The sequence below is a fragment of the Lactobacillus sp. WILCCON 0059 genome, from assembly GCF_057197985.1.
Window position 1 is genome coordinate 117,089 of the sequence record NZ_JBUBHN010000001.1, and the last position, 24,454, is coordinate 141,542.

Consider the following 24,454-nt stretch of genomic DNA (forward strand, 5'->3'; position numbering starts at 1 on the left):
TAAATAGGTCACCAGATGGACATTGAGGTACGGGTAAATGGATTTGAACCAATTGCAGATGTTTGTAAAAGTCGCCCAGGCAGGCAGCTTCGACCGCGTGGCAGAGGAGAATTACGTCAGCCAGCGGGCGGTTTCCCGCTTGATCAAGCGGCTGGAGGAGGAACTGGGGATGCAGCTTTTTTCCCGGGGCAGCAACCGGATTAAGCTCACCCCAGCCGGTGAATATTTTGCTAAAGAAGTGGAAGACTATTTGACCAGGTTTTCAGACATGGTGACTCTGGCCCAGAAGATCGGCCAAGAGCAGGTCAGCCACTTGAATATTGGCTTTTTCTCAGCTTTTGACGGGGTCTTGCTGCGTGAGCAGGTCTTGAATTACCAGAAAAAAGGCAAGGATGAGATCAAGTTCAATATCGTCGAGGAATCGGTGGAGCATATCTTGTCTGACCTGGCTTTGAAAAAGCTGGACTGCGGCTTCATCAACAACTATGGCCGCTACACCAAGCTCAACCGCCGCCTTTACGACTTTATCGATGTCTATCAAGGGGAGATGATGCTGGCGCTCAGCCGGCAGAACCCTTTGGCTAAAAAGCCTTATCTTGAGGAAAAAGATCTCGTGGGCAAGGACCTGCTTTACTACAGCAGTGAAAATTCCCAGTACATGCAGGATACTTTTTTGGCGACGCTGGGCAGCGATGTCGGCCAATACCAGATTAAGCGGGTCGCGTCTTTGGAAAACCTGCTTTTGGCTTGCTCCTTGGACCAGGGCCTGGCCTATCTGCCTAAGGACCTGCTGGACAAGTTCAGCCAGCCGGATGACAGCCTTGTCTTCAAGAGATTTCACTCGGCCCGGATCAGCCAGAACTATACTATGCAATTAGTCTTCAGAGCTGATGACCAGTCTCCGGCTTTGAAAAAGTTTACTGCCAGCATCGTCGCTGACCGGGAGAAAAAATAGGAGAGAACCAGAGCTATGGTTCTCTCCTGTTTCGTTTGTAGTTTATGCTTTTTTCTGTTTAAGGTAGATATTAAATCCAATAATCAGCAAGGAATAGATAATAAAAATTATCGAAAATAGGTGCTGCCACTTAAGCAACAGTAGGGCGACCAAAATGATCGCTAAAACGATATCGGCCGTTCTTAGGTTGGGGAAGTAGGACAAAATTGGCAGAACTATCAGTAAAATTGCCTCTACGATAACCAAAAACTTGATAAATGTATCGCCAGGTTCTGTAAGGTTTGGAAAACTTGGTACCGCCTCGATCAATAAGAAAAGTGAGCAAGCAAGGCCACATAACAAAAGTAGCAAGTTGAGTGCTTTTTGGGTTGATCTTTTCATATGAGCACCTCGTTAATACTTTGTTACTTTATGTATGCAAGTTGGCTTAAACGTGCCTTTAAACCAGTGTGTAGCAAGATCGTGTGGGCGGACAATCGTACTATCATTATAGGAGGTACGTACAGAAGACTTTGTCGCTCCCCAATAATATGACAATAAGACATACTTTGAACAGTAACTTGGTGATTTATGGATTAAGTTAGAAGTTATCGCATATAAAGGGTTGTCTTTTTTGTACATATGGTTATAAGCATATGTGGAAGCAGCATCTGCATATTTTGGATGGGCTTTAATTCTGTATACAAGAACATAATTGGATCCGCCTGAATGGTGCTTAAAGAAATATTCTTTTGTGTGGTGCTCAGCACGGTGTAGGTAACCAGGCATCTCAAGAACATACTTTGATGACGTTGCAATTGCAGCATGCCCCACATATTTGCCCATTGAGTTAGTTCCATAGCATATTAGAATATCTCCGGCCTTCATGTTATAACCGCTGTGAGCAGCTATGAGATTGGTAAATAAGCTTGAAAATGCAGAGGAATGACTGTCGTTATGTGCACTAACCGTGGTAGGATTATCTTTTGGGCTCAGTTCTGGAACTTCATAATTGTCTTCTGCAATATACTGCGAGAAAGATATAGTCGGGTTATCTTGAACATAAGTTAAATATGCAGGAAAGACAGATTTTTTACAAAGCTGTATAAAATCGCTTTTAGGCATATTATTATCAGTTAATATTCCTTTCTGGCGTCCCTCATTGTATGCTTGTACAAATTCGCTATTTTGTTGACTAGAAGTATCACTTGTTTCTGCAAGAGTTGTTTTAGTCATATTTATACAGCAAAGCAAAGTAACACAAAAAAGTAGTATAAACTTCTTATGCTGTAATCTCATGATATTCCCTCCAAATAATATCTGAAGCAACAGAAAATGTATAAAAAGGTGTTTATCCTTTCTGATTTGCCTCTATTATTGGTCTGTCTCTTTATAATGTCAACAGTGAACTTAAAATTGTTGGCCCAATTAGTACACGCCCAGGAGCTTATACTCATTTGAAAGAGAGATGGAAAAGAAAAAATAGCATACAAAATAAAAAGCATGAAACAAGTTAAAACTTGCTTCACGCTTATTTTGTTTATTCTAAAGAGTCCAGGGTAGCCTTCATTGTCGCGGCTGAAGCCTGCATCTTGGCCAATTCGCTGTCATTTAACGGCAATTCCAGCACGTGGCTAATCCCTTGCCCGTTGATGATGGCCAGGGTGCCCAGGTAGATCTCATCCTTGATCCCGTATTCCCCATGTAATGGAGCAGAAAGAGGCAGGGCCAGGTCGTTGTTTTCCAAAATGGCAGCTACGATCTTGGCCAGCATCATAGCTACGCCATAGTAGGTCGCGCCTTTTTTGCCGATGATCTCGCCGCCCTTTTCCCGGACGTGGGCTTCAATCTCATCCAAGGCTTCTTCCGTCATGCCCGGATATTCAAGCAAGGGTTTGCCGTTGACCACGGCGCTTGAGAAGTTCTCAAAGCTGCTGTCGCCATGTTCGCCCAGAACCCAGGCGTTGACTGATTCAATTGGCACTTGCAGCCGCTTGGCCAGCTCCACCCGCAAACGGGCTGAGTCCAGGGAAGTCCCGGTCCCGATGACCCGCTTCTTCGGGAAGCCGGACAATTTCTGGGTCAAAGTAGTCAAGATGTCGACCGGGTTGGCGGAAACGACGAAGATGCCGCTGAAGCCAGAAGCCACGACTGGATCAACGATGCTCCTCAAGATGGCTTCATTCTTCTTGATCAAGTCAAGGCGGCTTTCACCTGGCTTGCGGGGCACGCCAGCCGTGATAACTACCACGTCAGCGTCAGCCGCGTCGCTGTAGTCGCCAGCTCTGAGCTTGGTTTGGCCCGTGAAGTAGGTCAAGTCTTCCAGGTCCAGGCAGTCGCCCGCGGCCCGGTCCTTATTCAAGTCGCAGATGACCAGTTCGTCCACCCGCGTCGTTTGCAATAAATCGTTGGCAAAGTTGGAGCCGACAGCACCATCGCCAACCAGCAGGACTTTTCTATTCATATTTGTTCCTCCCTCAAGGAAATTCGTTAACCTTATTATAACTGAATTCGGGTCAAATATTTCCCGGGAAATAAAAAACGCGGCCCAGAGGACTGCGTTTCTTAGAAATGTGATGTGATGTGATAAAACTTAAGCTTGCTACGACAAAGTAGTTTGCTTGGCGGCGCCTGTTAGTGATAGGAGTAGAGGCGCCGCATGTGATGAGTAAGGAAAAAATAAGTTTGTCTGTCTGTAAGAGACAGGAACCGAAAAATGTTGAAATACATATCTGAGTTCAGAGCCGGCTCTTGCCTGTAAAAAACAAGTAACATAATAGAAAAGCAAAAGCATGGCAACAGCCGCTCCAGAACCTGTTAAGAGGTTTTACCAACCGGTGGCATGCTCGGATCGCCACCCGTCAGTAGTACCGAAAATTATAACGACTGAAGGAGAAAAAATGAGAAAAATAACTAGCCGCATAACTTTCGAAGAATATAGTACTACGGTTTATCTCAATAATCAAAAAAAATGCCTACTTTTTTGATTATTAAAAAAGCGGGCTTTTTGTAAGCGGTTGGGAGAGAAGAAAAACTGCAGATAATTAAGCTTGTGATCTGGTCAACTTTTCTAAAAGGTAGGTACCAAAAGGAAAACGGCTCCAGCAAGATGGGAGCCGTGACATGGTAGATATTCTAATTCTTGTTTGTTTTCTAGTTTGCTTACTAGTTTTTGTATTTCCTGCCTTAAGCAGCCCGCTTCTTGGCCTGGATTTCTTTGAGGCCTGGCAGGGTGATCATGACCAAGAAACTGATGATGTAGAGGGCGGACAAGAAGCCCATAACCACGTACAGGTTGTAGTGGTCCATCAGGGCGCCGATGATGACGGAAGAGAAGCCCCCAATGGCCCGGCCGGTGTTCATGATCAAGTTGTTGGCAGTGGACCGGATTTCAGTCGGGTAGAGTTGGCTGATTACCGCCCCGTAGCCGCCGAACATCCCGTTGGAGAAGAAGCCGGTCAAGGCTCCGGCCAAAAGCATGGCCCAGTAGCTGGTTACATTGACGATGGCAAAGACCACGACCGCGCTGCCCAAAAGGAAGATGCCAAAAGCCCATCGGGGACCGATCTTGTCCATGATGGTGCCGAAGACCATCATCCCAATGCTCATGCCGATGATAGTAGCGATCATCCAGTAAGAAGAGCCAGAAACTGACAAGCCCTGCTTTTGTTGCACGATTGATGGCAGCCAGTTCATCAAGCCAAAGTAGCCGGCGATCTGTACGATCGTCATAACCATCAGGCCCAAGGTCTGCAAAGCCAGGCGGGGCGTTTCAAACAAGCGGCCGAAGGAGATCTTTTCACTCGTTTCTTCCGCCTTTTTGTGAGCGGCCAAAAATTCATCGCTTTCCTTGACGTGGCGGCGGACAAAGTAGGTCAAGACAACCGGCACTACCCCAAAGAGGAAGAGAGTATTCCAGCCATATGCCGGAATGATCCAGGCAGCCAGAAGAGCAGCCACGATAGACCCGATTTGGCCTCCGATGGCCGCCACTGAGCTGGCCCGGCCGATTTGGTTAGCCTGGAAGTTTTCCGCGATCAAGGCAATCCCGACCCCGTATTCACCCCCGGCCCCGATCCCGGCCAAGAAGCGGAGGGCATAGAGGGCGGTGATGTTGTGGGCAAAGTAGGTTAAGCCAGTCGCGATGGCAAAAAGAAAGATCGTATAGCTGAAAGTCTTGACCCGGCCGATACGATCTCCTAGCAGCCCAAAGAGCGCGCCACCGAAGAACATTCCGAGGTTGGTAAAGGTTCCGATCCAGCCGCCGGCCGCGGAGCTGATGTGCATCTGCGCGATGATTTCCGACAGGGAGAATGACAGGAACATGACGTCCATGTTTTCCAGCAGGAAGCCGGAAGACATGGAGGCCAAAACCCACTTTTGGTTAGTGGACATTGAGCTGGTATTATCCATTATTAACTTGTACCTCCAAAATTAATGCTCACGGACATTACTTATTTTGTATCGTTACCAATTATTTGCGTTTTTCTTAAGATTGTCAAGGACTATTGAAAAACAATCGTTATTTAATCACTCGGTCCGGTCGCTGATGGCCTTTGGCAGGGCGATATTGTGGTGGAGGCTGGGCCAAAGATGCCGGTCAGCTAAAGCAATCATCGGCCCGTTGACCAGGAGGCAAAGGATGGTGCCAATATTGACAGCATAGATTTTGCCAGTAATCAGCCAGCAGATGCCAGTGAGCAAAAGCGGTACGCTGAAGTTGATCAGCTGGGCCCGGACGACCTTGTTTCTGCAGTAGAGAAAGCGGAGAATGTTGGTTGTGTCGTCATTGGGGTGCATGATCAAGTTTGCCCTTTGATAAAAGGAAATGGAGCAGCCTAAAGTCATGATGCCAAAAAGCCCGGCCGCCAGCCGCCAAGGCAAAGGAAGTCCCGGCAGGCCAAGGGCGGAAAAGAGGCTGGTGAACAAATTGATGAAGTAGCTGAAGCAGGCGATAAAGACGACCTCACCCAAAAAGCGGGGCAGGTCGAAGCGCCGCAAGAGCAGCTGGTTGACCAGAGCTACCAGGCAGCCGGTCAAAAACATGGCCAGGGCAATGCTGGTGTGGAAAATATGGGCCAGGTTGACCTCTGACGCCCCCCAGGGAGCCGTGCCGATATTGCTGGAAATGGTGATCCCGTTGCCAAAAGCGTTCAAGACCAGGCCGATCGCCAAAGCTGCCAGGCGGCGGGGCAGAGGGTCAAAGCCTTCACCTGTTTTTGGCTTAAAGGAAGACAAAAGAGTATGGAGAGAAAAGTGAGATTTGCTGATATCCAAAATATGCCTCAATGAAAAAAGTCAACTGATTTAGTATTAACAATTTTAGTCTATTGATTATCATATATCCAATAGAATTTATCTATAAAAGCAAGTGCAAGCTTAGAAGCATTTTCAATAGGACGAATCTATCAATAAAATAAAATTACTTATTATTAAATGTAAGCGGTTTACGGTATACTGAAAAGTGAGAAAAATAACAAAAGGAGTGAAAGCTATGTCAGCTAAGAAGCACCGGTATGCCGCCACGGCCTCTACTGTTTACTTTTCATACTTTATGATGGGGATCGGGATGTCCCTTCTGGCCCAGTTCAAGCCCCAGTTTGCCTCCCTCTGGCACTCTTCAATTTCCGGAGTCCTAAGCGTGGTCAGCGCTGTTGGGATCGGGGGGATCGTCTCCATCTTGATCACTGGCCCTATTTCAGACCACTTTGGCCGCCGGGCCTCAGCCGTCATCGGCCACTTGCTCTGGGCTGTTTACTACATCGGCCTGCTTTACGCTCCGAATTTTGCTGTTGCCTACATTATCGGGATCCTGGGCGGGATCGCCAATTCCTTCTTGAACGCGTCCAACTTCCCGGCCTTGATGGAAATTTTCCCAGAAAGCGCCTCAGTAGCGGGCCTGATGTCCAAGTTTGCCATCAATATCGGCCAATTCTGCCTGCCTTTAGCCATTTTGCTGGGGACGGCTCTGGGTTCTGGCTACCGGACCGTCTTCATGCTGGCTGGTATCTTGTACATCGTCATGGCCTTGATTCTGGCCTTTTCACCATATCCAGACCAGGTCAGCGGTCCAAAAAAGCAGGAAAAAGCCAAGCACGATTTCAACCTGGGCGTCTGGAGCCTGGTTCTGATGGGCTTTACCTCCACGGCTGCCTTCCTGCTCTGGATCAACACCTACCAGGAACTGGCCAAGTCCTACGGGATCGCCAACCCCAGCTCTTTGCAGTCAGTCTACGCGGTCGGGGCCTCAATTGCCGTCCTCTTCAACTCCTTTATCATTAAAAAAGGGGTCAAGGAAATCGACATTTTGATCTGGTACCCCCTGCTCAGCGCGGCTGGCCTGCTTTTGGCCTACTTCATCAAGGCCCCGCAGATTCTCTACCTGACCAGTCTGGCGGTAGGCTTCTTCGCGGCCAGCGGCCTTTATCAGCTGGGCCAAAGCGTCCTGGGTCAGATGTACCCGGACATGAAGGCGACTGTCCAGTCTTGGGGCGGTTTCTTCTCTGCCTTCGCCAATTTCGCCATCATCCAGCTGGCGGCTTCCATTACGGCCCGGACCGGCGCGGCTGCCCCGCGTTTGATCCTGCTTTTGAACGTGGCCAACATGTTGCTTGGCACGGCTTTGGCCTTCGTGGTTAAGCGGGTTGGGCAGAAAAAGCAGGGCAAGACTAATTAATATACTACTTTCAATAAAGACGATCTATTAATAAAAAGACCGGGACTTATTTTTTTAAGTTTCCGGTCTTTTTATAATGAAAGCGATTGTAGAAAAATGATTAGCAGGAGAAGATCTCATGAGCAAAGAAACACTTAAAGCGCAAGCACAAGGCCGTAACGGGGAAATCGACTTTGACATCGAAATCGAAAACCGGGAAATCGCCGATATCAAGGTAACCAAGAGTTCAGAAACCAAGGCTGTCTTCAACCAGGCCTTCGGCCAGCTCCGCGACAACGTTCTGGCTGCCAACAGCTTCAACGTTGACGCTGTTTCCGGGGCCACCATCATGACCAAGGCCATCCTGGAATCCGGCCAAAAGGCGCTGGACGAAGCAGGTCTTGAGCCAGCTCCCCGCCCAGTTGACAGAAGCCACAAGGCTGTTACTTTGGACGTTGACGTGGCCGTTGTCGGCTCCGGTATGGCCGGCCTCATCGCTGCCTGCCGGGCCTTGTCCATGGGCAAGAAGGTCGTCGTTTTGGAAAAGAACGGCTATGTCGGCGGGGCTTCAATCTTAAACGGGTCCAACGTGACCGCTACCGGGTCAAAACTGGCCAAGAAAATCTTTGGCTCTTTAGCTGAAGAAGACTCAGCCCAGCGCCTTTTTGACGATATTACCAGAGAATGCCGGGGGACCAACTACCCGGAAATGTCCCATCTGCTGGCCGACAACATCGGCAAGGCCATCGACTTTATCACTGACTTTGCTGGCTTGACCTACCAAAAGGCGGAAACCCAGACCATTGAACACAGCGTCAACCGGCAAGTGGAAATGCCAAGCCAAAGTTCTTACGAAGTCGTAACCAAGGTGGCTGACGCCTTCAAGGCCAAGGGCGGGATCCTGTTGACCGACGCCCGGGTTGAAGAATTGAAGAAGAACCCTGCCGGCGTCTTGACCAGCCTGGTTGCTGAAGGCAAGCACCAAACTACCACGGTCAACTTCAAGTCTCTGGTTTTAGCAGCCGGTGGCTGGGGCGCCAAGGACTTCAAGGAACACAAGACTGATATTCCTTACTACGGGCCAATGACCTCAACCGGTGACTACTTCGGCTTTGCCAAGGGCATGAACCTGGTTACCCGGAACCTGGACTGGTACAAGGTCTACCCGCACGGCTTGGAAGTTGAACCTGGCATTGCCAAATTGACTACTTACTCAACCAAGGAAGCCAGCGACATGGGGGCAATTTTTGTCAACCGGGCCGGCAAGCGGGTAGTCAACGAAAGCCTGCCTTACACCCACTTCCGTGACGCGATCGCCAATGAAAAGGACAAGACTTGCTTTGTCTTGATGGACCAGCGGATTTGGGACCGCTACTACGAACTGATGCTTAAGTACGGCTTCACTGCTGAAGAAGTCCAAGGCTTCTTTGCCAATGATGGCAAAAAGAGCCCAGTTCTGGTCAAGGGTGACCTGGCCACTGTAGCGCAAAAGGCTGGCATCGACTACGGCAACTTGAAGGAAACCTTCGACCACTACCAGGAATACGCCAAGGCTGGCCGCGATCCGGAATTCGGCCGCGATGCCAAGTTCCTGCATGAACTTGAAGGCGACACTTACTACGTCATTGAACAAAAGCTCCGTTTCTGCACCACCATGGGCGGCTACGAAGCCACTAAGGATATGCAGCTTTTGGACAACGACTTTAAGCCAGTTGCCAACTTCTACGCTGCTGGTGAACTGGTTGGCGGGGCTAACGGCAAGGACTCAATGCCGTCAATGATGAACTCCTGGTCCTACGCTTCCGGTTTCGTTGCTGGTACGGCCGCAGCTGACAATGCCAACAACTACGTGCTTGACGCCGTGACCAGCGCCAGCCACGCTCCGGCTCCTAAGCCAGAAGCAACTTCCGGCGCCAGCCACTAGCATTGCTAACTATTCACAAATTTCCTCCTAAGGCAAAAAGGGGCTATGTGAAAATATACACTTTGTCCTTTTTTGCCGCGGGAACCATCTTCCTTACAAAAACTTGCTAAAAAAGCCCAAGCTGATGCTTGGGCTTTTTCTTGTTAAACGAGTTTATGTTCGTTATTGTAATGCTTCCGGCAGTAAGACTTGATAAATTGTTCGAATCTGGTTACGGCCGGGGTCAAGAAGTGGTCGGACTTTTTCACGACAAAGATCGGGTGAACGCCGACATTGTTTTCAATATGCAAAAGCTTGACCGTCTGCGGGTCCAGCTGGGGCAAATGCGGCACGATAGCTACCCCGTAGCCCCAGTGAACGAAGCCGATGATAGTGTGGTCTTCCATGGATTCCATGACGATCTTCGGCTTCACGCCGGCTTCAGCGAACATCTTGTCCAGGCGCTGGCGCAGGCCGCTTTGCTTGCTGTAGTAGATCATCGGGAACTTGGCCAAATCAGCCAGGGAGACAGAGTCCTTTTTGGCTAGAGGATTGGAGAAGGGGACGACAGCCAGCATTTCCTGGTCAACCAGGTGGGAGATGTCGACCTTGTCCTCCAGGCCAGGCAGGTCAGGAGCGGATGAGACGACCAGGTCCAGGTCATCATTGACCAGCTGTTCAACCAAATCGTCAGTTGTCCCCTGCACGAAGGAGAAGGAAATGTCCTTGGTGTCTTTTTCCTGCTTAAACTTGTAGATCAACTGGGGAATCAAGTCCTGGCCCATGGTAAAGGTGAAGCCGACCCGGATATGACCCCGGTTGACGTCCAGCAATTCGGCAATGTATTCGCCGCCCCGGTCCAGGTCGCTTAAACCGCTCTTGACGTATTCCAGGTAGATCTTGCCATAGTTGGTTAAGCGGATGTTCCGGCCTTCTTTTTCAAAAAGGGGTACGCCGAGTTCTTCCTCAATGCTGCTGATGGCGTAGGAGAGGGAAGGCTGGGAGATGCCCAGCTTTTCAGCGGCCTTGGCCATGTGCTCCGTCTTGGCCAGCTCGACGAAGAAACGCAGATGTCGAATGTTCATATTTGCCTCCAAATCATCACAACAGTTTTTCCATGCCTATATTATACCGTTAAACAAGAACTGATAAAATGCTTTTATCAATAATTTTGCTTTGCCTTATTTATCACGAAGGCTGAAAACGATAACATAATAGTGAATTGAGAAAAAAGTAACTTGTTAAAAGTTTAAAGGAGATTCCAGAAATGGCAGACGAAAGAAACAACGAGATTGAAGAAACGAAGATTCAAGGCGTAAGCGGCCCAATCACCGGCTGGCTTGACGGGCACACGATTTTGGTCGGCTTGATGGCTTACCCGATCCGCCACACCATGTCACCAACCATGCACAACAACGCTTTTGCCAAGTTGGGCTTGAACGGGGCTTACCTTTGCTTTGAAATCGACAACGAAAAGCTGCCAGGCGCTATCGACGCTATCCGGACCTTGGACATGCGGGGGTCAAACGTCTCAATGCCAAACAAGAAGAAGGTCATCCCTTACCTGGACAAGCTGGACAAGACTTCACAAATGTGTGACGCCGTTAACACCATCGTCAACGAACACGGCGTTTTGACCGGCTACACCACTGACGGCATGGGCTGGCTGCGGGCCTTGAAGAAGGACGGCCAAGACGTTAAGGGCAAGGTTATCACTTTGGCCGGTGCCGGCGGTGCCGCTACTCCAATCGCTGTTACTGCTTCTCTGGAAGGCGCCAAGGAAATCCGCATCTTCAACCAGGACGACGACAAGTGGGCACAAGCAGTCAAGAACGTTGAAACCATCAACAAGGAAACTGACTGCGTGGCCAGCGTTCACCACCTGGAAGACAAGGAAGACTTCAAGAAGTCAATCGCTGAATCAGACATCTACTGCGACGCTACCAGCGTAGGGATGAACCCATTGCAAGACCAGACTTTGGTTGAAGACCCATCATGGTTCCACGAAGACATGGTTGTTTCCGACACTGTTTACGCACCACGCAAGACCAAGCTGATGGAAGTCGCTGAAAAGGCTGGCGTAAAGCACATCTACAACGGGATCGGCATGATGATCGAACAAGGCGCTGCTGCCTTCAAGCTGTGGACTGGCAAGGAAATGCCAACCGACTACATCCAGGAAATCATGGATGCCAACAAGTAATCTGTAATTTTTAACCTGCAAATTTAATAGAAATTGGTTTAAATCAATACCTTCTGCAGCTGAATACTCGCCGACAGAAGGTATTTTTGGAAGGACAAAATCATGAAAAAGAACAAGTACATGATGACTGCCTTCATGCTGTACATGAACTACTTCGTGCACGGGATGGGCGTTATCATCATCTCACAAAACGCCACCAATTTGGCTCACCAATGGGGCACGACCGCGACCGGCGCCATTGCCGTAGTCTCCTCTTTGGGGGTTGGGAGAATCATCAACCTTTTGATCTCAGGTATCCTGTCTGACAAGTTCGGCAGAAAGCCATTCGTGCAACTGGGGATTGTCTTCTACCTGATCTTCTTCGTCGGCCTGCTCTTCTCTAAGAGCGTGACTGTGGCCTACATCTTGGGGATCTGCGCCGGGATGGCCAACTCCTTCCTGGACACTGGTACTTACCCAGCCCTGATGGAAATCTTCCCAGATGCCAAGGGGACTTCCAACGTTGTTTTGAAGGCCTTCATCTCTGGTGCTCAGTTCCTCTTGCCATTCATCGTCAGTGGCCTGGCAAGTGCCGGCGCATGGTACGGCTGGTCAATCGTGATTCCAGCTGCCATCCTGGTTATCACCTTCATCTACTTCCTTAAGGGTGCCTTCCCAGACTCCAAGGCAGTTGCTGAAGCTGAAGAAAAGAAGGCTGAAGAAGCTGAAGCAGCAGCAGCTGCTGACAGCGACAAGCCGGCAGTCAAGTCCAACAAGTGGCTGGACGGTACCCTGTTCATCCTTTATGGCTACATTTCCCAAGCTACCTTCTACATGGTCAGCCAAATGCTGACCCAATACGGGCAGTCAATCAGCCACATGAGCGACAGCGCTGCCCACGCCCTGGTTTCCTGGTACTCACTTGGTTCAATCTGCTGCGTCCTGTTTACTGCAGTGATCGGCCGCAAGTTCAAGGAAGTGCAATTGGTGCCAATCTACACTTTGGGTGCCTTTATCGCCATCTTCTTGATGTGGGCATACCCAGCCAGCGCGGTTTTGATGGGCATTCTGGCCTTCGCCGTTGGTTTCTTTGCCGCTGGTGGCGTAATGCAGCTGGGCTTGACGGTTATGGCCGACTTCTTCCCAGCTGGCAAGGGGACGGTTACTGGTTTCTTCTACACTGCCGGTTCAATCGCTTCCTTCACTATTCCTTTGGTCATCAACGCTTTGCCAGGGATGAGAGAAGTTATGTTCTTTGACGTGATCGTTGCCCTGCTGGGCTTCGTGGACACGACCATCATTGCTATCCGTTACAAGCACCTGTTTGGTTCACTGAAGAAGTAATTTTTTTAAAAAAGCAAAAAACAGAAGGTATTAATATGACTACTGTAAAAGTTAGAAACATTGTTTTGGGCGAAGGCCTGCCAAAGATTGCCGTGCCAAACGTTGGCGTGACTGAAGAAGAAATTCTGGCTTCCGCCAAGGAAATCGCGGCTGCCAAGCCGGACATCATGGAATGGCGGATCGACTACTACGAAGCCGGCATCAAGGACAATGAAAAGCTGATCGCTACGGCCAAGGCTTTGCGGGACGTAGTCGGCGAACTGCCGATCCTGGTTACTTTCAGAACCAAGAACGAAGGCGGCGTCCTGGAACTGGGTGAAGACGAATACCTGGACCTGGTGGCTACTGTAGTAACCAACCGTTTGGGTGACGCGGTCGACATCGAACTTTTCCACGATGAAGAAAGAGTCAAGGACCTGGTTAAGCAAGCTCACAACTACAACGTGGTAGTTATCATGAGCAACCACGACTTTGAAAAGGTGCCAGCCAAGGACGTCATCGAATTCCGTTTGAAGAAGATGGCTGAATTGGGTGCTGACGTGCCAAAACTGGCCTGCATGCCGCACAGCGCTGACGACGTTTTGACTCTGTTAAGCGCTACTAACGACGCCCGCAAGGCACTCTCAACGCCAATCATCACCATGGCAATGGCTGACTTGGGCAAGGTCAGCCGGATTGCCGGCCAAGTCTTCGGCTCCTGCCTGTCATTCGGTGCCGTTGGCAAGACTTCAGCACCTGGCCAATTGTCAATCGAAGACTTGAGAAACGCTGAAAATTACTTGGAACTGCACTAATAACCAAGAGAAACGCTTTTCTTGAAAATAAAGCTCCCGTATCACTCGCGATACGGGAGCTTTTTTGGTGGGGAGAGATTGTTTAGTCGCTTAGGTCTTCGCCGTCACTGGCGATAACCTTCTTGTACCAGTAGAAGGAGTCCTTTGGAATCCGCTTGAGGCTGCCTTCGCCCTTGTCATCGCGGTCAACGTAGACAAAGCCGTAGCGCTTGCGCATTTCACCGGTCCCGGCGGAAACCAGGTCAATGCAGCCCCACATTTCGTAACCCATTAGATCAACGCCATCGAGGTTGATGGCGTCGCGCATGGAAGAGATGCACTGCTGCAGGTAGGAGATTCTTTCCGGGTCGTGGATCTTGCCGTCTTCACTGATCTGGTCCTTGACCCCGATGCCGTTTTCCACGATCCAGAGCGGCTTGTGGTAACGGTCCCAGAGCTGGTTCAAGGCGATCCGCAATACGTCAGGGTCGATCGTCCAGCCCCAGTCATTGGTCTTAAGGTAAGGGTTCTTGACCCCCATAGCCAGGTTGCCGCCAGCTGTGTCGCCAGTTTCATGGGTAGTCGTTACGGATGAAGAGTAGCAGGAGAAGCTGAGGAAGTCAGCCGGGTACTGGGCCAGGAGCTCGTAGTCGCTGTCTTCATCGTCCAGCTTGATCCCTTCAGCTTCGTATTTCTTCAAGATCCAGTCTGGGTAGCGGCCGCCGGTCTGGACGTCACTGTAAAAGAGGGTAGCGTCGCTTTGCTTGAGGGCCTTCAATTGGTCCTTCGGGTCAGCCGTCAAGGCGTAGACCGGGCCGTAAGCCAGCATCTGGCCGACCTTGATTTCCGGGTCGATTTCCCGGGCCGCCTTGACCGTCAAAGCGCTGGCCACGAATTGGTTGTGGGCGCCTTGGGCCTTGCTTTGGGCATCATCGGTCAAAATACCAGCTGCCATGTAAGGGCTGAGGCTCATCATGTTGATTTCGTTGAAGGTCAGGTAGTACTTAACCAGGCCCTTGTAGCGCTGCATGACCGTCTTGGCGTAGTTGACGAAGAAGTCGATTAGCTTGCGGCTGGTCCAGCCATTGTACTTGATAGAGAGGTTGAGCGGAGTTTCGTAGTGAGACAGGGTCACCAAAGGTTCAATGCCGTACTTGCGGCATTCCTGGAAAACTTTTTCGTAGAATTCCAAGCCCTTTTCGTTTGGCTCAGTGTCGTCACCATTCGGGAAGATCCGGGCCCAGTTGATGGAGAGGCGGAAGCACTTGAAGCCCATCTCACTCATCAGCTTGATATCTTCCTGGTAGTGGTGGTAGAAGTCAGTTGCCGTATGGCTTGGGTAGTAGTAGCCGTCCAAAACAGCCGGTTCTGCTCCTTCCGGGAAGGTCATTGACTGGCCAAAGGCCATTGGCACATAGCCGCTTTCCCCGGTCTGCGGGTTCTTCCAAGTGATCTTTCTGGCTTCAGTGTGGGAGCCGTTGGTCATTACGTCGGCCGTGCTGAGGCCTTTGCCGTCTTCTAAATAGGCGCCTTCATACTGGTTGGCGGCAGTGGCCCCGCCCCAAAGGAAGTCTTTTGGAAATTTTGCCATGATTTGTCTCCTTATCTGTTATTGCTTTAATTTTTACTAGCTATATTACCTGTGTTTAATGCACGAAAAGATTTGCCGGAGGCAAATCTTTCCATGAACGTTTTTGAGAGAAATATGTATTAGTGTTTTGCCGCTAGGACAGAGCCAGCAGCTGGTCGCCGGCCTTAACCGCGCTAAGTTTGCTGTCGCCAATTTCATGGTAGGACTTGGAATTGGTGATGATGACCGGCGTGGTCAGGTCGTAGCCCTTGGCCTTGATGGCGTCCAGGTCAAACTTGACCAGTGGCTGGCCGGCCTTGACTTCTTGGTCCTTGGAGACCAGGACTTCGAAGCCTTCGCCGTTAAGTTCAACCGTGTCCATGCCGATGTGGATCAAGATTTCCGCGCCGTTCTTGCTCTTCAGGCCAATAGCGTGGCCAGTTGGGAAGACCAGGCTGACCGTGCCGTCAACTGGTGACTTCAAGAGCCCTTCGCTTGGCTTGATGGCAATGCCATCGCCCATAGCGCCGGAAGAGAAGACTTCGTCTTTTACTTCGCTCAGCGGGCAAACTTCACCGGCAACTGGGGCCAGGATAGTTTCACCGGCAACAGTTACTGAAGGAGCTTCTGCTGGAGCAGCTTCAGTAGTTTGAGTAGTTTCTTCTTCCCCGTAAAGGCGAGGAACCTTGGTCATCATGGTCAAGGCAAAGCCCAGGATCAGTGAGATGACGGCGCAGATAGCCAGGTTGATCACGCTGGCAAATGAACCAGTCTTAGGGTTGATGTATGAAGGGAAGGCGAAGATCCCCATACCACCCATAGCGTAGCCGGTAACGTTGGTTAAGCCGCAGTAGATACCTTGGATGGCACCAGCGATACAAGTCATGATGAATGGCGTCTTCATCGGCAGGGTAACCCCGTAGATAGCCGGTTCAGTAACCCCGAAGATTGAGGAAATCAGGGCCGGGGTAGCAAGCTCCTTGACCTTCTTTTCCTTGGTCTTGATCATGATGGCAGCCAAAGCCCCAGTTTGGGCGAAGCAGACGGCAACTGACGGGTTCAGGAGAACTGACCAGCCCTTTTGGGCAAAGTCCATGATAGCCAGAGGAACCAGACCCCAGTGCAGGCCGAACATAACCAGTACTTGCCAGAGTCCACCAAGAACTGCCCCGTAAAGCATTGGGCTGAACTTGTAAATAGCCTGGAAGGCAACCCCAACCCAGTTTGACAGGGTGTTGGCGATTGGCCCGATCAAGAGAATGGATAAAGGTACTGAGATCAGAAGGGTGAAGAATGGAACAGCAAACATCTTGATGTCAGTTGGCATCCATTTCTTCATCCGCTTTTCAACCAGGGAGGCAAACCAAACGGCCAGGATAATTGGAATCACCGTTTGGAAGTAGCCGCCGCTAGGCAGCTTGATCGGCAGGCCGAAAAAGGTAGTAGTCGCCTTAACGGTCGTGCTCAAGGTCGGGTAGAGCATAGCCCCGGCCAAGGCCAGGCTGGTAAATTGGTCAAGTCTGAACTTCCGGGCAGCAGTCAAGGCCAGGAAGAATGGCAGGTATTGGAACATCCCATCGCCCATGGTGTTGAAGATGATGTAAATACCGTTAGTGGAAGCCATCCCAGTGGCAGCCAGGAGGGCAGTCAGACCCTTAAGCATACCGGCGGCACAGAGGACGCCCAGGAAAGGCTGGAAGATGCTGGAGATCAAGTCGACGAAGCGGTCGAAGAGGTTGCCCTTAGGCGCGTCTTCCGCGTCGTCTTCAGCGACTTCCCCAACCCCCTTGATGTGGGAGTTTCTGAGAACCGCGTCGTAAACGTCGGCGACTTCGTTGCCGATAACCACTTGGTATTGGCCGCCGGCTTTAGCAACGGTGATGACCCCGTCCCGCTTCTTCAGGTAGTCGGTGTCAGCCTTGGATTCGTCTTTTAACACAAAGCGCAGTCTGGTCACGCAGTGCTTGAGGGAGGAGACGTTCTCTTCCCCGCCGACGTGCGCGACGATGTCTTTGGCTAGTTCATCGTAATTTTTTGCCATAATCGTTATCCTCACTTTTACAATTTGTCAAAATAAAAACCCGCAAGCCAGGATTCTTCACGTGGAAAAGATAGAAAGAGTCCTGTATATGCTTGCGGGTTCATGCCTAGTCGAACTAGTAACACACCTGGTTTAAGCGAAAAAAAGAACCTATCGGTAAATCAAGTAAGACTGACAAATGATATTGCCAGCGGCTGATTTCGTGATAGGTTCATGCCTGATTTAACAGTAACACGCTTAAGACATTTATTATGATAACGCTTCATAAAAGCGCTGTCAACAGAAAATGCGGAATTTTTTATTTTTTAGCGGTGAGTCACCCGCCAGATGTGAAGAATCAAGTAGGTCTGGTCATCGGCTGACAGGGTCCAGTCATCTTCCCGCTTGAGATATTGGGCAATCCGGTCGACCGTGTCTTTTTCTTTTGGGTACTTGGCAACCATCAGCTGCAGGAGGGCTGGGTCCAGTTCGGCGCTATTTTCCTTGCCGGTCAAGTGGCGGATGATCAAGGCCCGGAGGTGGGTGATGAAACGTTCATAATTGAAGCTGTCTGTGTCCAGGGTGATCCCGTATTGGTATTGGACAATATTGACAATCCCGCCCAAGTAGCGGGTCATCCGCATGGTATCTTGCAGTTTGGAGCCGTCTGATTCAGCATTGATGAAGTGGTAGGTTAAAGATACGGCCTCAGATTGATCGAATTCTAGGTGGACAGTGTCAGAGATGATCTTTAGGGCTTCTTTAGCCGCGGCGTATTCTTTTGGAAAGAGGGTCTTGGTTTCCCAGCTGCCGCTCATTGGGTTGAGTTCCGCTCCGTCCAGGGTCCGCTTGATCATGAAGTCGATGTGGTCAGCCAGGGCAAAGTACTGGTAGCCGGTAAAGGAGATGCCGTACTTGCTTTCCAGCATTTCGCAGACCTGGTCAGTGGCGGCAAAGGACTGGGGATCAATGCCCTTGACGATGTCCGGTTCGACCTGGTCGATTTCGTCTTGAGCTTTAAAGCGGCGTTCGATTTTGCTTTCATCGACAGGCATCCCTGGTTTAAGCCCAAAGCCAATCCCCTTGCCAATTACGACCCAGTCTTTGCCAGCTGAGTCTTTGACAAGGGCAGCGTTGTTGTTGTAGTTTTTGATAAATTCCATAGCAAGTCCTCGTTAACAAATCATAATCGCGTCATTATTCAATGTTAGCGTTAACAGAGAGATTTTGTCAATCCTGCTTTTTACATAGAGAGTTTAGTGGGTATTTTTGAAATTATTGGTAAAACAATAGAAAAAATAGATTGATAAAAGTGGCAGATTGCCTTTCTTTATAGAGTGGCAAGCGCTAGCATATTTTTTAGAGATAAAAACAAAGGACTGAAAAGATGACTGACGAAAGAAGCAATGACATTTTACCGGTAAAAATCAACGGGATTACCGGACCAGTGACGGGCTGGCTGGACGGACATACCATCTTGTTGGGCCTGTTCGCGAATCCAATCAGACACTCAGTTTCACCGACCATGCACAACAATGCCATGGCTAAGCTGGGCTTGAATGGGGCCTATCTCTGCTTTGAGATCGGGCCGGACCGGATTGAGGACGCGGTCAAGGCTCTGCGGACTTTGGACATGCGGGGAGCCAATGTATCTATGCCAAACAAGCAGGCAATCATCCCCTACCTGGACAAGCTGGATCCGGCAGCAAAAATCTGCGGGGCGGTCAACACGGTGGTCAATGACCATGGCTTTTTGACGGGCTATACCACTGACGGGACGGGCTGGCTGCGGTCTTTGCAAGAAGACGGCCAGGACGTGAAGGGGCAGGTCATGACTTTAGCCGGTGCCGGCGGGGCAGCGATTCCGATTGCTGTAGCCGCGGCTATGGGCGGAGCCAAGGAAATCAGAATTTTTAATATCCACGACCGCAACTGGGAACCAGCCAAAGGCAAGGTAGCCGCGATCAATGAAGCGACTGACTGTGTCTGCAGCTTGAACCCAATGGAAGACAAGGAAGCTTTCAAGCAGTCGATCGCTGAATCCAGGATCTACTGCGACGCGACCGGAGTAGGGATGCCGCCACTGGACGACCTGTCACTGGTGGAAGATCCATCTTGGCTGCATGAGGACATGGTTGTCAGCGACACGGTGTATGAACCGCGGGAGACCAAGTTGATGAAGATCGCCAAAGAGGCCGGCGTCAAGCACATCTATAACGGTCTGGGCATGGTGGTCGGCCAAGGAGCAGAGTCCTTCAAGCTCTGGACTGGCAAGGAGATGCCGGTTGACTACATCAAGGAAATCGTCGCTAAGGCGTAAGAAAAGCGGACAAGTTTGGCTTGTCCGCTTTTTTGCTGCTTACTTCTTCTTGAGCAGCTTCTTGTACATGGCCCGGTCTGCCTCGGGGATGCCCAGGAGGTCCATGGCTCCGTCTGGAGTTAAGTTGGTGGTGTTCAGAATGTTGATCAAGTGATCTCTAGTTACCTTCTCGGTCGTTTCTTTAGTCACTTCTTTAGTCACTTCTTTAGTCACTTCTTTAGTCACTTCTTTAGTGACTTCCTTGGTCACCTTTGCAGTCACTTCTTCAGTCGTTTCCTTCTTGGCCCGATCAAGCTTGACCTGGATAAATTGTGGCATTACTTCAGTCATGGTAGTCACCTCGTTCTTATCTCTTTTTTCCAATTCCTTGATTAACTCGTCAAAAGCCTTCTTTCCCGTAGTATACCACCAGCGTGAGCACGGGGTAGAGGGTTTTATTTTCTCCAAAAAATATTTGAATTAGCTGATCTCTTCCTGCAGCTCGGCCGCTTGGAAGGCCTCGACCAGGTCCTTTAAGGCTGGCGAGAGGTCAGCCCCGCGGCGGACGCCGATAAAATAGGTCAGCTTGATCTGCTTGGGATCAAGGGGGTAGAGGTTGATTGGCAGGTGCTCCAGCCGCTTCAAGATGCTGGCTGAGGAGACCGTAAAGCCGACCCCATTGACAGCCAGGTTGGTGGCGGTGATGACGCTGTTGGAGGTCATCCGGACATTTGGCCGGACGCGGAAATAATGAAAGAGCCCATTGACCTGGTGGCGGATGGCGGATTCGCCGTTGCTTAAGACAAAAGGCTGCTGGAGCAGCTCTTTGGGATCATAATCAGCTGGATCGAGGATGAAGCGGTCCTTGAGATAGTATTTGGAATTTTCCGGGATCACAATATAGTAGACCTCCCCGCCATTGATATAAGTGTCAATTCCTTGCGCGACAGTTTCCGGCGTTTGCCCCATATAGCAGTCGACGTCCCCGCCCAAGAGCCGGTCTTCGCTGGTGTGGGGGAAGCCTTCAGCGATCTGGATCTTGACCTGGGGGTGCTTGTCCAAGAAGGCGGGCAGGATTTTAGGCAAAAGGAAGGTGCCCAGGCTTTCCAGAATGGCGATCCGGATGACTTCTTCCTTGTGGTTGCTGAAGCGCTCCAGGGCGTTGGCCAGCTGGTGGCGCTGGGCAGAAATGTTTTCCAGGTACTGGTAGTAGATCTGGCCGGATTCAGTCAGGGTAAAGGGAACCTTGTCCCGGTTGATGATGGTGGTTCCCAGCTTCTTTTCCACCCGCTTGATCAGCTGGGTCAGGTAGGGCTGGGAAATGTAGAGGTTTTCGGCAGCCCGGGTGAAGTTGCTTTCCTTGAGCAGGACTTCCAGGTAGTTGAGCATGATGTCGGGATCGTTCATTTTCTTTTGTCTCCATTTTTTGCTAAAAAAGTCTTGTTTTTACGATAACACAGATGTTATCGGTTGATAATATTAAAAGTCGTTCATTTTTTATCGGGAAAATATTAGAATTGACTTATCAAGTAAAGAAAACGCTAACAAGCTGATAAAAATATAAACAAAGGAGCAAAAATCATGTCAATGAAATCAGGTACCTACAAGGTTAAGGCCAAAGGCCACGGCTCATCATTCATGCCAATGGAAGTCACTATTGAAAACGACAAGGTGGCGGACATCACGGTTGACTCAGCCGGAGAAACCAGCGGGATCGCTGATGAAGTCTTCAAGCGCCTGCCAAAGGCCATCATCGACGGGCAAACCTTGAACGTCGACGCCGTTTCCGGGGCTTCAATCTCCTCACAAGGGGTGATCGACGGGGTCGCCGAAGCGATCAATGAAGCCGGCGGGGATGCTGAAGAATGGAAGAAGCGCGACAAGCCAGCTTCTTCAGCAGCCAAGGATGAAGAATACGACACTGACGTGGTTGTCATCGGTGCTGGCGGGGCTGGTCTGGCCGCTGCTACCCGGTCTCTGCAACATGATAAGAAAGTTGTTATTCTGGAAAAGTTCCCGCAACTGGGCGGCAACACTGCCCGGGCCGGTGGTCCAATGAACGCGGCTGAACCTGAATGGCAAAAGGGCTTCAAGGCTCTGCCTGGTGAAAAGGAAACCTTACAGGAACTGGCTGAAACGCCAACCAGCGAAATCGACCCAGAATACGTGGAAGACTTCGAAAAGCTGCGTGACCAAATCAAGGCTTACCTTGACTCAGGTGAAGACTACCTCTTTGACTCAGTTCTTTTGCACGAAATTCAAACCTACCTCGGCGGCAAGCGGGTAGACCTGAAGGGCAACGAAATCCACGGCAAGTACGAACTGGTAACGACCTTGGTCAACAATGTCCTGGACTCAGTCAACTGGCTGACCGACTTGGGCGTGAAGTTTGACCGCAGCGACGTAACCATGCCAGTTGGTGCTTTATGGCGCAGAGGCCACAAGCCGGTTGAACCAATGGGCTTTGCCTTCATCCACGTTTTGGGCGACTGGGTCAAGGCACATGGGGCAACCGTTTTGACTGAAACCCGGGCCAAGCACTTGATCATTGAAGGCGGCAAGGTTACCGGCGTGATTGCCGAAAAGACTGACGGCTCCAAGGTAACTGTCCACGCCAAGAGCGTGATTTTGACTGCCGGCGGCTTCGGTGCCAACACCAAGATGGTGCAAAAGTACAACACTTACTGGAGTGAAATTGCTGACGACATCGCCACGACCAACTCACCAGCCATCACCGGTGACGGTATCGCTCTGGGCCAAGAAGCAGGTGCTGCTTTGACTGGGATGGGCTTCATTCAACTCATGCCAGTTTCTGACCCGGTAACCGGGGAACTTTTCACTGGCTTGCAAACTCCGCCAGAAAACTTCATCATGGTCAACCAAAAGGGTAAACGCTTCGTTAACGAATTTGCGGAACGTGACACTCTGGCCAAGGCAGCGATCGACAACGGTGGCCTCTTCTACCTGATTGCCGACGACAAGATCAAGGAAACGGCCTACAACACCACGCAAGAATCAATCGACGCACAAGTTGAAGCCGGCACTTTGTTCAGAGCTGATACTCTGGAAGAACTGGCTGAAAAGGTGGGGATGGACCCAGCAGTATTGACCGACACTATCAAGAAGTACAACTCTTACGTTGATGCCGGCCACGACCCGGAATTCGGCAAGAGCGCCTTCCACCTGAAGTGCGAAGTCGCACCATTCTACGCAACTCCGCGGAAGCCGGCCATCCACCACACTATGGGCGGTCTGGTCATCGATACCAAAGCCCACGTATTGGACGAAGAAGGCCACGTCATCGCGGGCTTGTACTCAGCTGGTGAAAACGCGGGCGGCCTGCACGCCGGCAACCGTTTGGGCGGGAACTCCCTGGCTGACATCTTTACCTTTGGCCGGATCGCTGCCGACACGGCCAACGAAGAAGCTCCAGCGGCTGACGCGGTCAGCGGGGCATCCCAGCACTAATAAACGAGTAAAAAGTAATAAAAATACGATTATTTTTTAGGAGAAGAAAGTTGGATGCAACTGTAACAAGTGGCAAAAAGCGCAGCTATTTGTCCACGGCCGTAGCCGTTTACACCACGTTTTTAATGTGCGGGATTATCATGTCAATCTCCGCTCAATACAAGCCACAACTGGCCGCACTTTGGGGCCAGAAAGGCAATATCGCCGCAGTACTCTCGGTAAGCTCGGCTGTTGGGGTCGGGGGGATCATTGGTACTCTGGCAGGCCCGATTTCCGACAAGTTTGGTCGCCGGTTTGCGGCTATCATGGCTTGCCTGTGCACGGTCATCAACTTTGCCGGTTTCATGCTGGCACCTAACGTAACAGTAGCGTACGTCTGCTCTTTGATTGGCGGGATCGGCAACTCATTCATGAATGCTGGCTTGACCCCATCAATGCAGGACGCTTACCCAGATAAGCGGTCAATGCTGACTGTTTTGACAAAATTCTTTGTCAGCTTCGGGCAATTCATTCTGCCATTCGTCATTGTTGCTTTTAACGCCCAACATATTCCTTTCCAAGTTGCTTTCTGGGGCATTGCAATTGTTTATGCAGTGATTGGCGTAGCTTGCTTTTTCCTGCCATTTCCGGAAGTTGGTGGTGACAAGCAAGCTGCTGCTGAGCAAATTGCTTCGGCAGATGTTGCCAAGCCAAAGATGAAAGTAACTCTGGAAGCTGTAATTTTGGGGCTGATGGGTTTCAGTACTACTGCTGTCTTTATGGTGTGGACCAACACCAATCAAGAACTGGGCAAGCTGTACGGCTTATCTAACCCGGCGATGCTGCAATCAGTTTACGCAATTGCCTCTCTGGTCTCAGTTTTGACTACTTCAGCAATGGTGGCTAAGGGTGTCCGTGAATCAACGATTTTGATTGTCTACCCGGCAGTTTGTGCCGCTGGCCTGCTCTTGTCCTACTTTGTACAAAGCGGTCCGCTTCTGTATGTTTTGGCCGCAATCATGGGTTGGTTTGCAGCCGGTGGTTTGATGCAGCTGGCAGTCGCATTGCTGGCTGGCCTTTACCCAGCTCACAAGGCCACTGCCATCTCAATCGTCGGCTTGGGCAACGCTTTGTCCAACTGGCTGGTTATCCGGGCTTGCGGTTCAATCACCGCAACTGCCGGCAGCAACGCTCCTAGAGTAATCCTGCTGATGAACATGGTCATCGCAGTTATTGGGGTTGTCTTCGGCATCATCGTTCGCATCAGCCAAAACAAGCGGGCAAAAAAGAACATTACCAACTTGGAAAGCTAAGAACAGGAGAATAA

20 protein-coding genes are annotated in these 24,454 nt (G+C 50.4%); 9 read left to right on the top strand and 11 right to left on the bottom strand.

Annotated elements, in window-relative coordinates:
- Positions 1–37 precede the first annotated feature (37 nt).
- The gene (locus ACYVUT_RS00590) at positions 38–955 is read left to right on the top strand and encodes a LysR family transcriptional regulator (RefSeq protein WP_484501347.1); all 918 of its coding nucleotides are present in this window, start codon (positions 38–40) and stop codon (positions 953–955) included.
- Between the two features lie 42 nt (positions 956–997).
- On the opposite strand, the gene ACYVUT_RS00595 is transcribed toward ACYVUT_RS00590, so the two are convergent.
- The 5 genes from ACYVUT_RS00595 to ACYVUT_RS00615 all read right to left on the bottom strand — a co-directional run bounded on the left by ACYVUT_RS00595 (position 998) and on the right by ACYVUT_RS00615 (position 6,211).
- The gene (locus ACYVUT_RS00595; protein WP_484499633.1) at positions 998–1,336 is read right to left on the bottom strand and encodes a hypothetical protein; all 339 of its coding nucleotides are present in this window, start codon (positions 1,334–1,336) and stop codon (positions 998–1,000) included.
- A gap of 12 nt (positions 1,337–1,348) precedes the next feature.
- The gene (locus ACYVUT_RS00600; protein ID WP_484499634.1) at positions 1,349–2,233 is read right to left on the bottom strand and encodes a hypothetical protein; all 885 of its coding nucleotides are present in this window, start codon (positions 2,231–2,233) and stop codon (positions 1,349–1,351) included.
- Between the two features lie 241 nt (positions 2,234–2,474).
- Positions 2,475–3,398, bottom strand: a complete 924-nt coding sequence (locus ACYVUT_RS00605; protein ID WP_484499635.1) for an L-lactate dehydrogenase — start codon at positions 3,396–3,398, stop codon at positions 2,475–2,477.
- Positions 3,399–4,120: 722 nt separating this feature from the next.
- On the bottom strand, positions 4,121–5,347 hold the full coding sequence (locus ACYVUT_RS00610; protein ID WP_484499636.1) for an MFS transporter: 1,227 nt from the start codon (positions 5,345–5,347) through the stop codon (positions 4,121–4,123).
- A gap of 117 nt (positions 5,348–5,464) precedes the next feature.
- Positions 5,465–6,211: a YczE/YyaS/YitT family protein gene (locus ACYVUT_RS00615; RefSeq protein ID WP_484499638.1), complete on the bottom strand. Its 747-nt coding sequence runs from the start codon at positions 6,209–6,211 to the stop codon at positions 5,465–5,467.
- 217 nt (positions 6,212–6,428) lie between these two features.
- Here ACYVUT_RS00615 and ACYVUT_RS00620 point away from each other — a divergent pair, with 217 nt between their 5' ends.
- Together ACYVUT_RS00620 and ACYVUT_RS00625 are read left to right on the top strand one after the other, a co-directional pair.
- The gene (locus ACYVUT_RS00620) at positions 6,429–7,610 is read left to right on the top strand and encodes an MFS transporter (RefSeq protein ID WP_439774687.1); all 1,182 of its coding nucleotides are present in this window, start codon (positions 6,429–6,431) and stop codon (positions 7,608–7,610) included.
- 118 nt (positions 7,611–7,728) lie between these two features.
- Entirely contained in the window at positions 7,729–9,513 is a 1,785-nt protein-coding gene (locus ACYVUT_RS00625; RefSeq protein WP_439774688.1) for an FAD-dependent oxidoreductase, read from the top strand.
- A gap of 143 nt (positions 9,514–9,656) precedes the next feature.
- Here the strand turns inward: ACYVUT_RS00625 and ACYVUT_RS00630 are convergent, their stop codons facing one another.
- Positions 9,657–10,577, bottom strand: a complete 921-nt coding sequence (locus tag ACYVUT_RS00630) for a LysR family transcriptional regulator (RefSeq protein ID WP_484499639.1) — start codon at positions 10,575–10,577, stop codon at positions 9,657–9,659.
- A gap of 182 nt (positions 10,578–10,759) precedes the next feature.
- On the opposite strand from ACYVUT_RS00630, the gene ACYVUT_RS00635 reads away from it, so the two are divergent.
- From ACYVUT_RS00635 to aroD, 3 genes are all read left to right on the top strand, one after another.
- Entirely contained in the window at positions 10,760–11,695 is a 936-nt protein-coding gene (locus tag ACYVUT_RS00635) for a shikimate dehydrogenase (RefSeq protein WP_484499640.1), read from the top strand.
- Positions 11,696–11,797: 102 nt separating this feature from the next.
- Positions 11,798–13,018: an MFS transporter gene (locus tag ACYVUT_RS00640; protein ID WP_484499641.1), complete on the top strand. Its 1,221-nt coding sequence runs from the start codon at positions 11,798–11,800 to the stop codon at positions 13,016–13,018.
- Between the two features lie 35 nt (positions 13,019–13,053).
- Entirely contained in the window at positions 13,054–13,812 is a 759-nt protein-coding gene (aroD, locus tag ACYVUT_RS00645) for a type I 3-dehydroquinate dehydratase (protein ID WP_412136795.1), read from the top strand.
- 82 nt (positions 13,813–13,894) lie between these two features.
- Here the strand turns inward: aroD and ACYVUT_RS00650 are convergent, their stop codons facing one another.
- From ACYVUT_RS00650 to ACYVUT_RS00660, 3 genes are all read right to left on the bottom strand, one after another.
- Entirely contained in the window at positions 13,895–15,382 is a 1,488-nt protein-coding gene (locus ACYVUT_RS00650; RefSeq protein WP_484499642.1) for a glycoside hydrolase family 1 protein, read from the bottom strand.
- A 133-nt stretch (positions 15,383–15,515) separates the two neighbouring features.
- The gene (locus ACYVUT_RS00655) at positions 15,516–17,402 is read right to left on the bottom strand and encodes a beta-glucoside-specific PTS transporter subunit IIABC (RefSeq protein WP_484501348.1); all 1,887 of its coding nucleotides are present in this window, start codon (positions 17,400–17,402) and stop codon (positions 15,516–15,518) included.
- Positions 17,403–17,707: 305 nt separating this feature from the next.
- Positions 17,708–18,544 carry a PRD domain-containing protein gene (locus tag ACYVUT_RS00660; RefSeq protein ID WP_484501349.1) on the bottom strand — a complete coding sequence of 279 codons (837 nt, stop codon included), beginning with the start codon at positions 18,542–18,544 and terminating at the stop codon, positions 17,708–17,710.
- Positions 18,545–18,768: 224 nt separating this feature from the next.
- On the opposite strand from ACYVUT_RS00660, the gene ACYVUT_RS00665 reads away from it, so the two are divergent.
- On the top strand, positions 18,769–19,701 hold the full coding sequence (locus ACYVUT_RS00665) for a shikimate dehydrogenase (protein ID WP_484501350.1): 933 nt from the start codon (positions 18,769–18,771) through the stop codon (positions 19,699–19,701).
- A 39-nt stretch (positions 19,702–19,740) separates the two neighbouring features.
- Here ACYVUT_RS00665 and ACYVUT_RS00670 read toward each other — a convergent pair whose 3' ends face one another.
- Both ACYVUT_RS00670 and ACYVUT_RS00675 read right to left on the bottom strand, forming a co-directional pair.
- Positions 19,741–20,031 carry a hypothetical protein gene (locus ACYVUT_RS00670; RefSeq protein ID WP_484501351.1) on the bottom strand — a complete coding sequence of 97 codons (291 nt, stop codon included), beginning with the start codon at positions 20,029–20,031 and terminating at the stop codon, positions 19,741–19,743.
- Positions 20,032–20,160: 129 nt separating this feature from the next.
- Positions 20,161–21,087, bottom strand: coding sequence for a LysR family transcriptional regulator (locus ACYVUT_RS00675; RefSeq protein WP_484499646.1), 927 nt, complete (start codon positions 21,085–21,087; stop codon positions 20,161–20,163).
- A gap of 180 nt (positions 21,088–21,267) precedes the next feature.
- Here ACYVUT_RS00675 and ACYVUT_RS00680 point away from each other — a divergent pair, with 180 nt between their 5' ends.
- Entirely contained in the window at positions 21,268–23,148 is a 1,881-nt protein-coding gene (locus ACYVUT_RS00680) for a flavocytochrome c (RefSeq protein ID WP_484500877.1), read from the top strand.
- A 50-nt stretch (positions 23,149–23,198) separates the two neighbouring features.
- Positions 23,199–24,440: an MFS transporter gene (locus ACYVUT_RS00685; RefSeq protein WP_484499647.1), complete on the top strand. Its 1,242-nt coding sequence runs from the start codon at positions 23,199–23,201 to the stop codon at positions 24,438–24,440.
- The last annotated feature ends 14 nt before the right edge of the window (positions 24,441–24,454 follow it).

Excerpts from the sequence above, each read along its gene's own strand:
- aroD (WP_412136795.1), top strand. The coding sequence starts at position 13,054 with ATGACTACTGTAAAAGTTAGAAACATTGTTTTGGGCGAAGGCCTGCCA.
- ACYVUT_RS00675 (WP_484499646.1), bottom strand. The coding sequence starts at position 21,087 with ATGAACGATCCCGACATCATGCTCAACTACCTGGAAGTCCTGCTCAAG.
- ACYVUT_RS00605 (WP_484499635.1), bottom strand. The coding sequence starts at position 3,398 with ATGAATAGAAAAGTCCTGCTGGTTGGCGATGGTGCTGTCGGCTCCAAC.
- ACYVUT_RS00635 (WP_484499640.1), top strand. The coding sequence starts at position 10,760 with ATGGCAGACGAAAGAAACAACGAGATTGAAGAAACGAAGATTCAAGGC.
- ACYVUT_RS00595 (WP_484499633.1), bottom strand. The coding sequence starts at position 1,336 with ATGAAAAGATCAACCCAAAAAGCACTCAACTTGCTACTTTTGTTATGT.
- ACYVUT_RS00600 (WP_484499634.1), bottom strand. The coding sequence starts at position 2,233 with ATGAGATTACAGCATAAGAAGTTTATACTACTTTTTTGTGTTACTTTG.
- ACYVUT_RS00590 (WP_484501347.1), top strand. The coding sequence starts at position 38 with ATGGATTTGAACCAATTGCAGATGTTTGTAAAAGTCGCCCAGGCAGGC.
- ACYVUT_RS00680 (WP_484500877.1), top strand. The coding sequence starts at position 21,268 with ATGAAATCAGGTACCTACAAGGTTAAGGCCAAAGGCCACGGCTCATCA.
- ACYVUT_RS00665 (WP_484501350.1), top strand. The coding sequence starts at position 18,769 with ATGACTGACGAAAGAAGCAATGACATTTTACCGGTAAAAATCAACGGG.
- ACYVUT_RS00640 (WP_484499641.1), top strand. The coding sequence starts at position 11,798 with ATGAAAAAGAACAAGTACATGATGACTGCCTTCATGCTGTACATGAAC.
- ACYVUT_RS00670 (WP_484501351.1), bottom strand. The coding sequence starts at position 20,031 with ATGACTGAAGTAATGCCACAATTTATCCAGGTCAAGCTTGATCGGGCC.
- ACYVUT_RS00625 (WP_439774688.1), top strand. The coding sequence starts at position 7,729 with ATGAGCAAAGAAACACTTAAAGCGCAAGCACAAGGCCGTAACGGGGAA.
- ACYVUT_RS00630 (WP_484499639.1), bottom strand. The coding sequence starts at position 10,577 with ATGAACATTCGACATCTGCGTTTCTTCGTCGAGCTGGCCAAGACGGAG.
- ACYVUT_RS00650 (WP_484499642.1), bottom strand. The coding sequence starts at position 15,382 with ATGGCAAAATTTCCAAAAGACTTCCTTTGGGGCGGGGCCACTGCCGCC.
- ACYVUT_RS00620 (WP_439774687.1), top strand. The coding sequence starts at position 6,429 with ATGTCAGCTAAGAAGCACCGGTATGCCGCCACGGCCTCTACTGTTTAC.
- ACYVUT_RS00610 (WP_484499636.1), bottom strand. The coding sequence starts at position 5,347 with ATGGATAATACCAGCTCAATGTCCACTAACCAAAAGTGGGTTTTGGCC.
- ACYVUT_RS00655 (WP_484501348.1), bottom strand. The coding sequence starts at position 17,402 with ATGGCAAAAAATTACGATGAACTAGCCAAAGACATCGTCGCGCACGTC.
- ACYVUT_RS00660 (WP_484501349.1), bottom strand. The coding sequence starts at position 18,544 with ATGGAATTTATCAAAAACTACAACAACAACGCTGCCCTTGTCAAAGAC.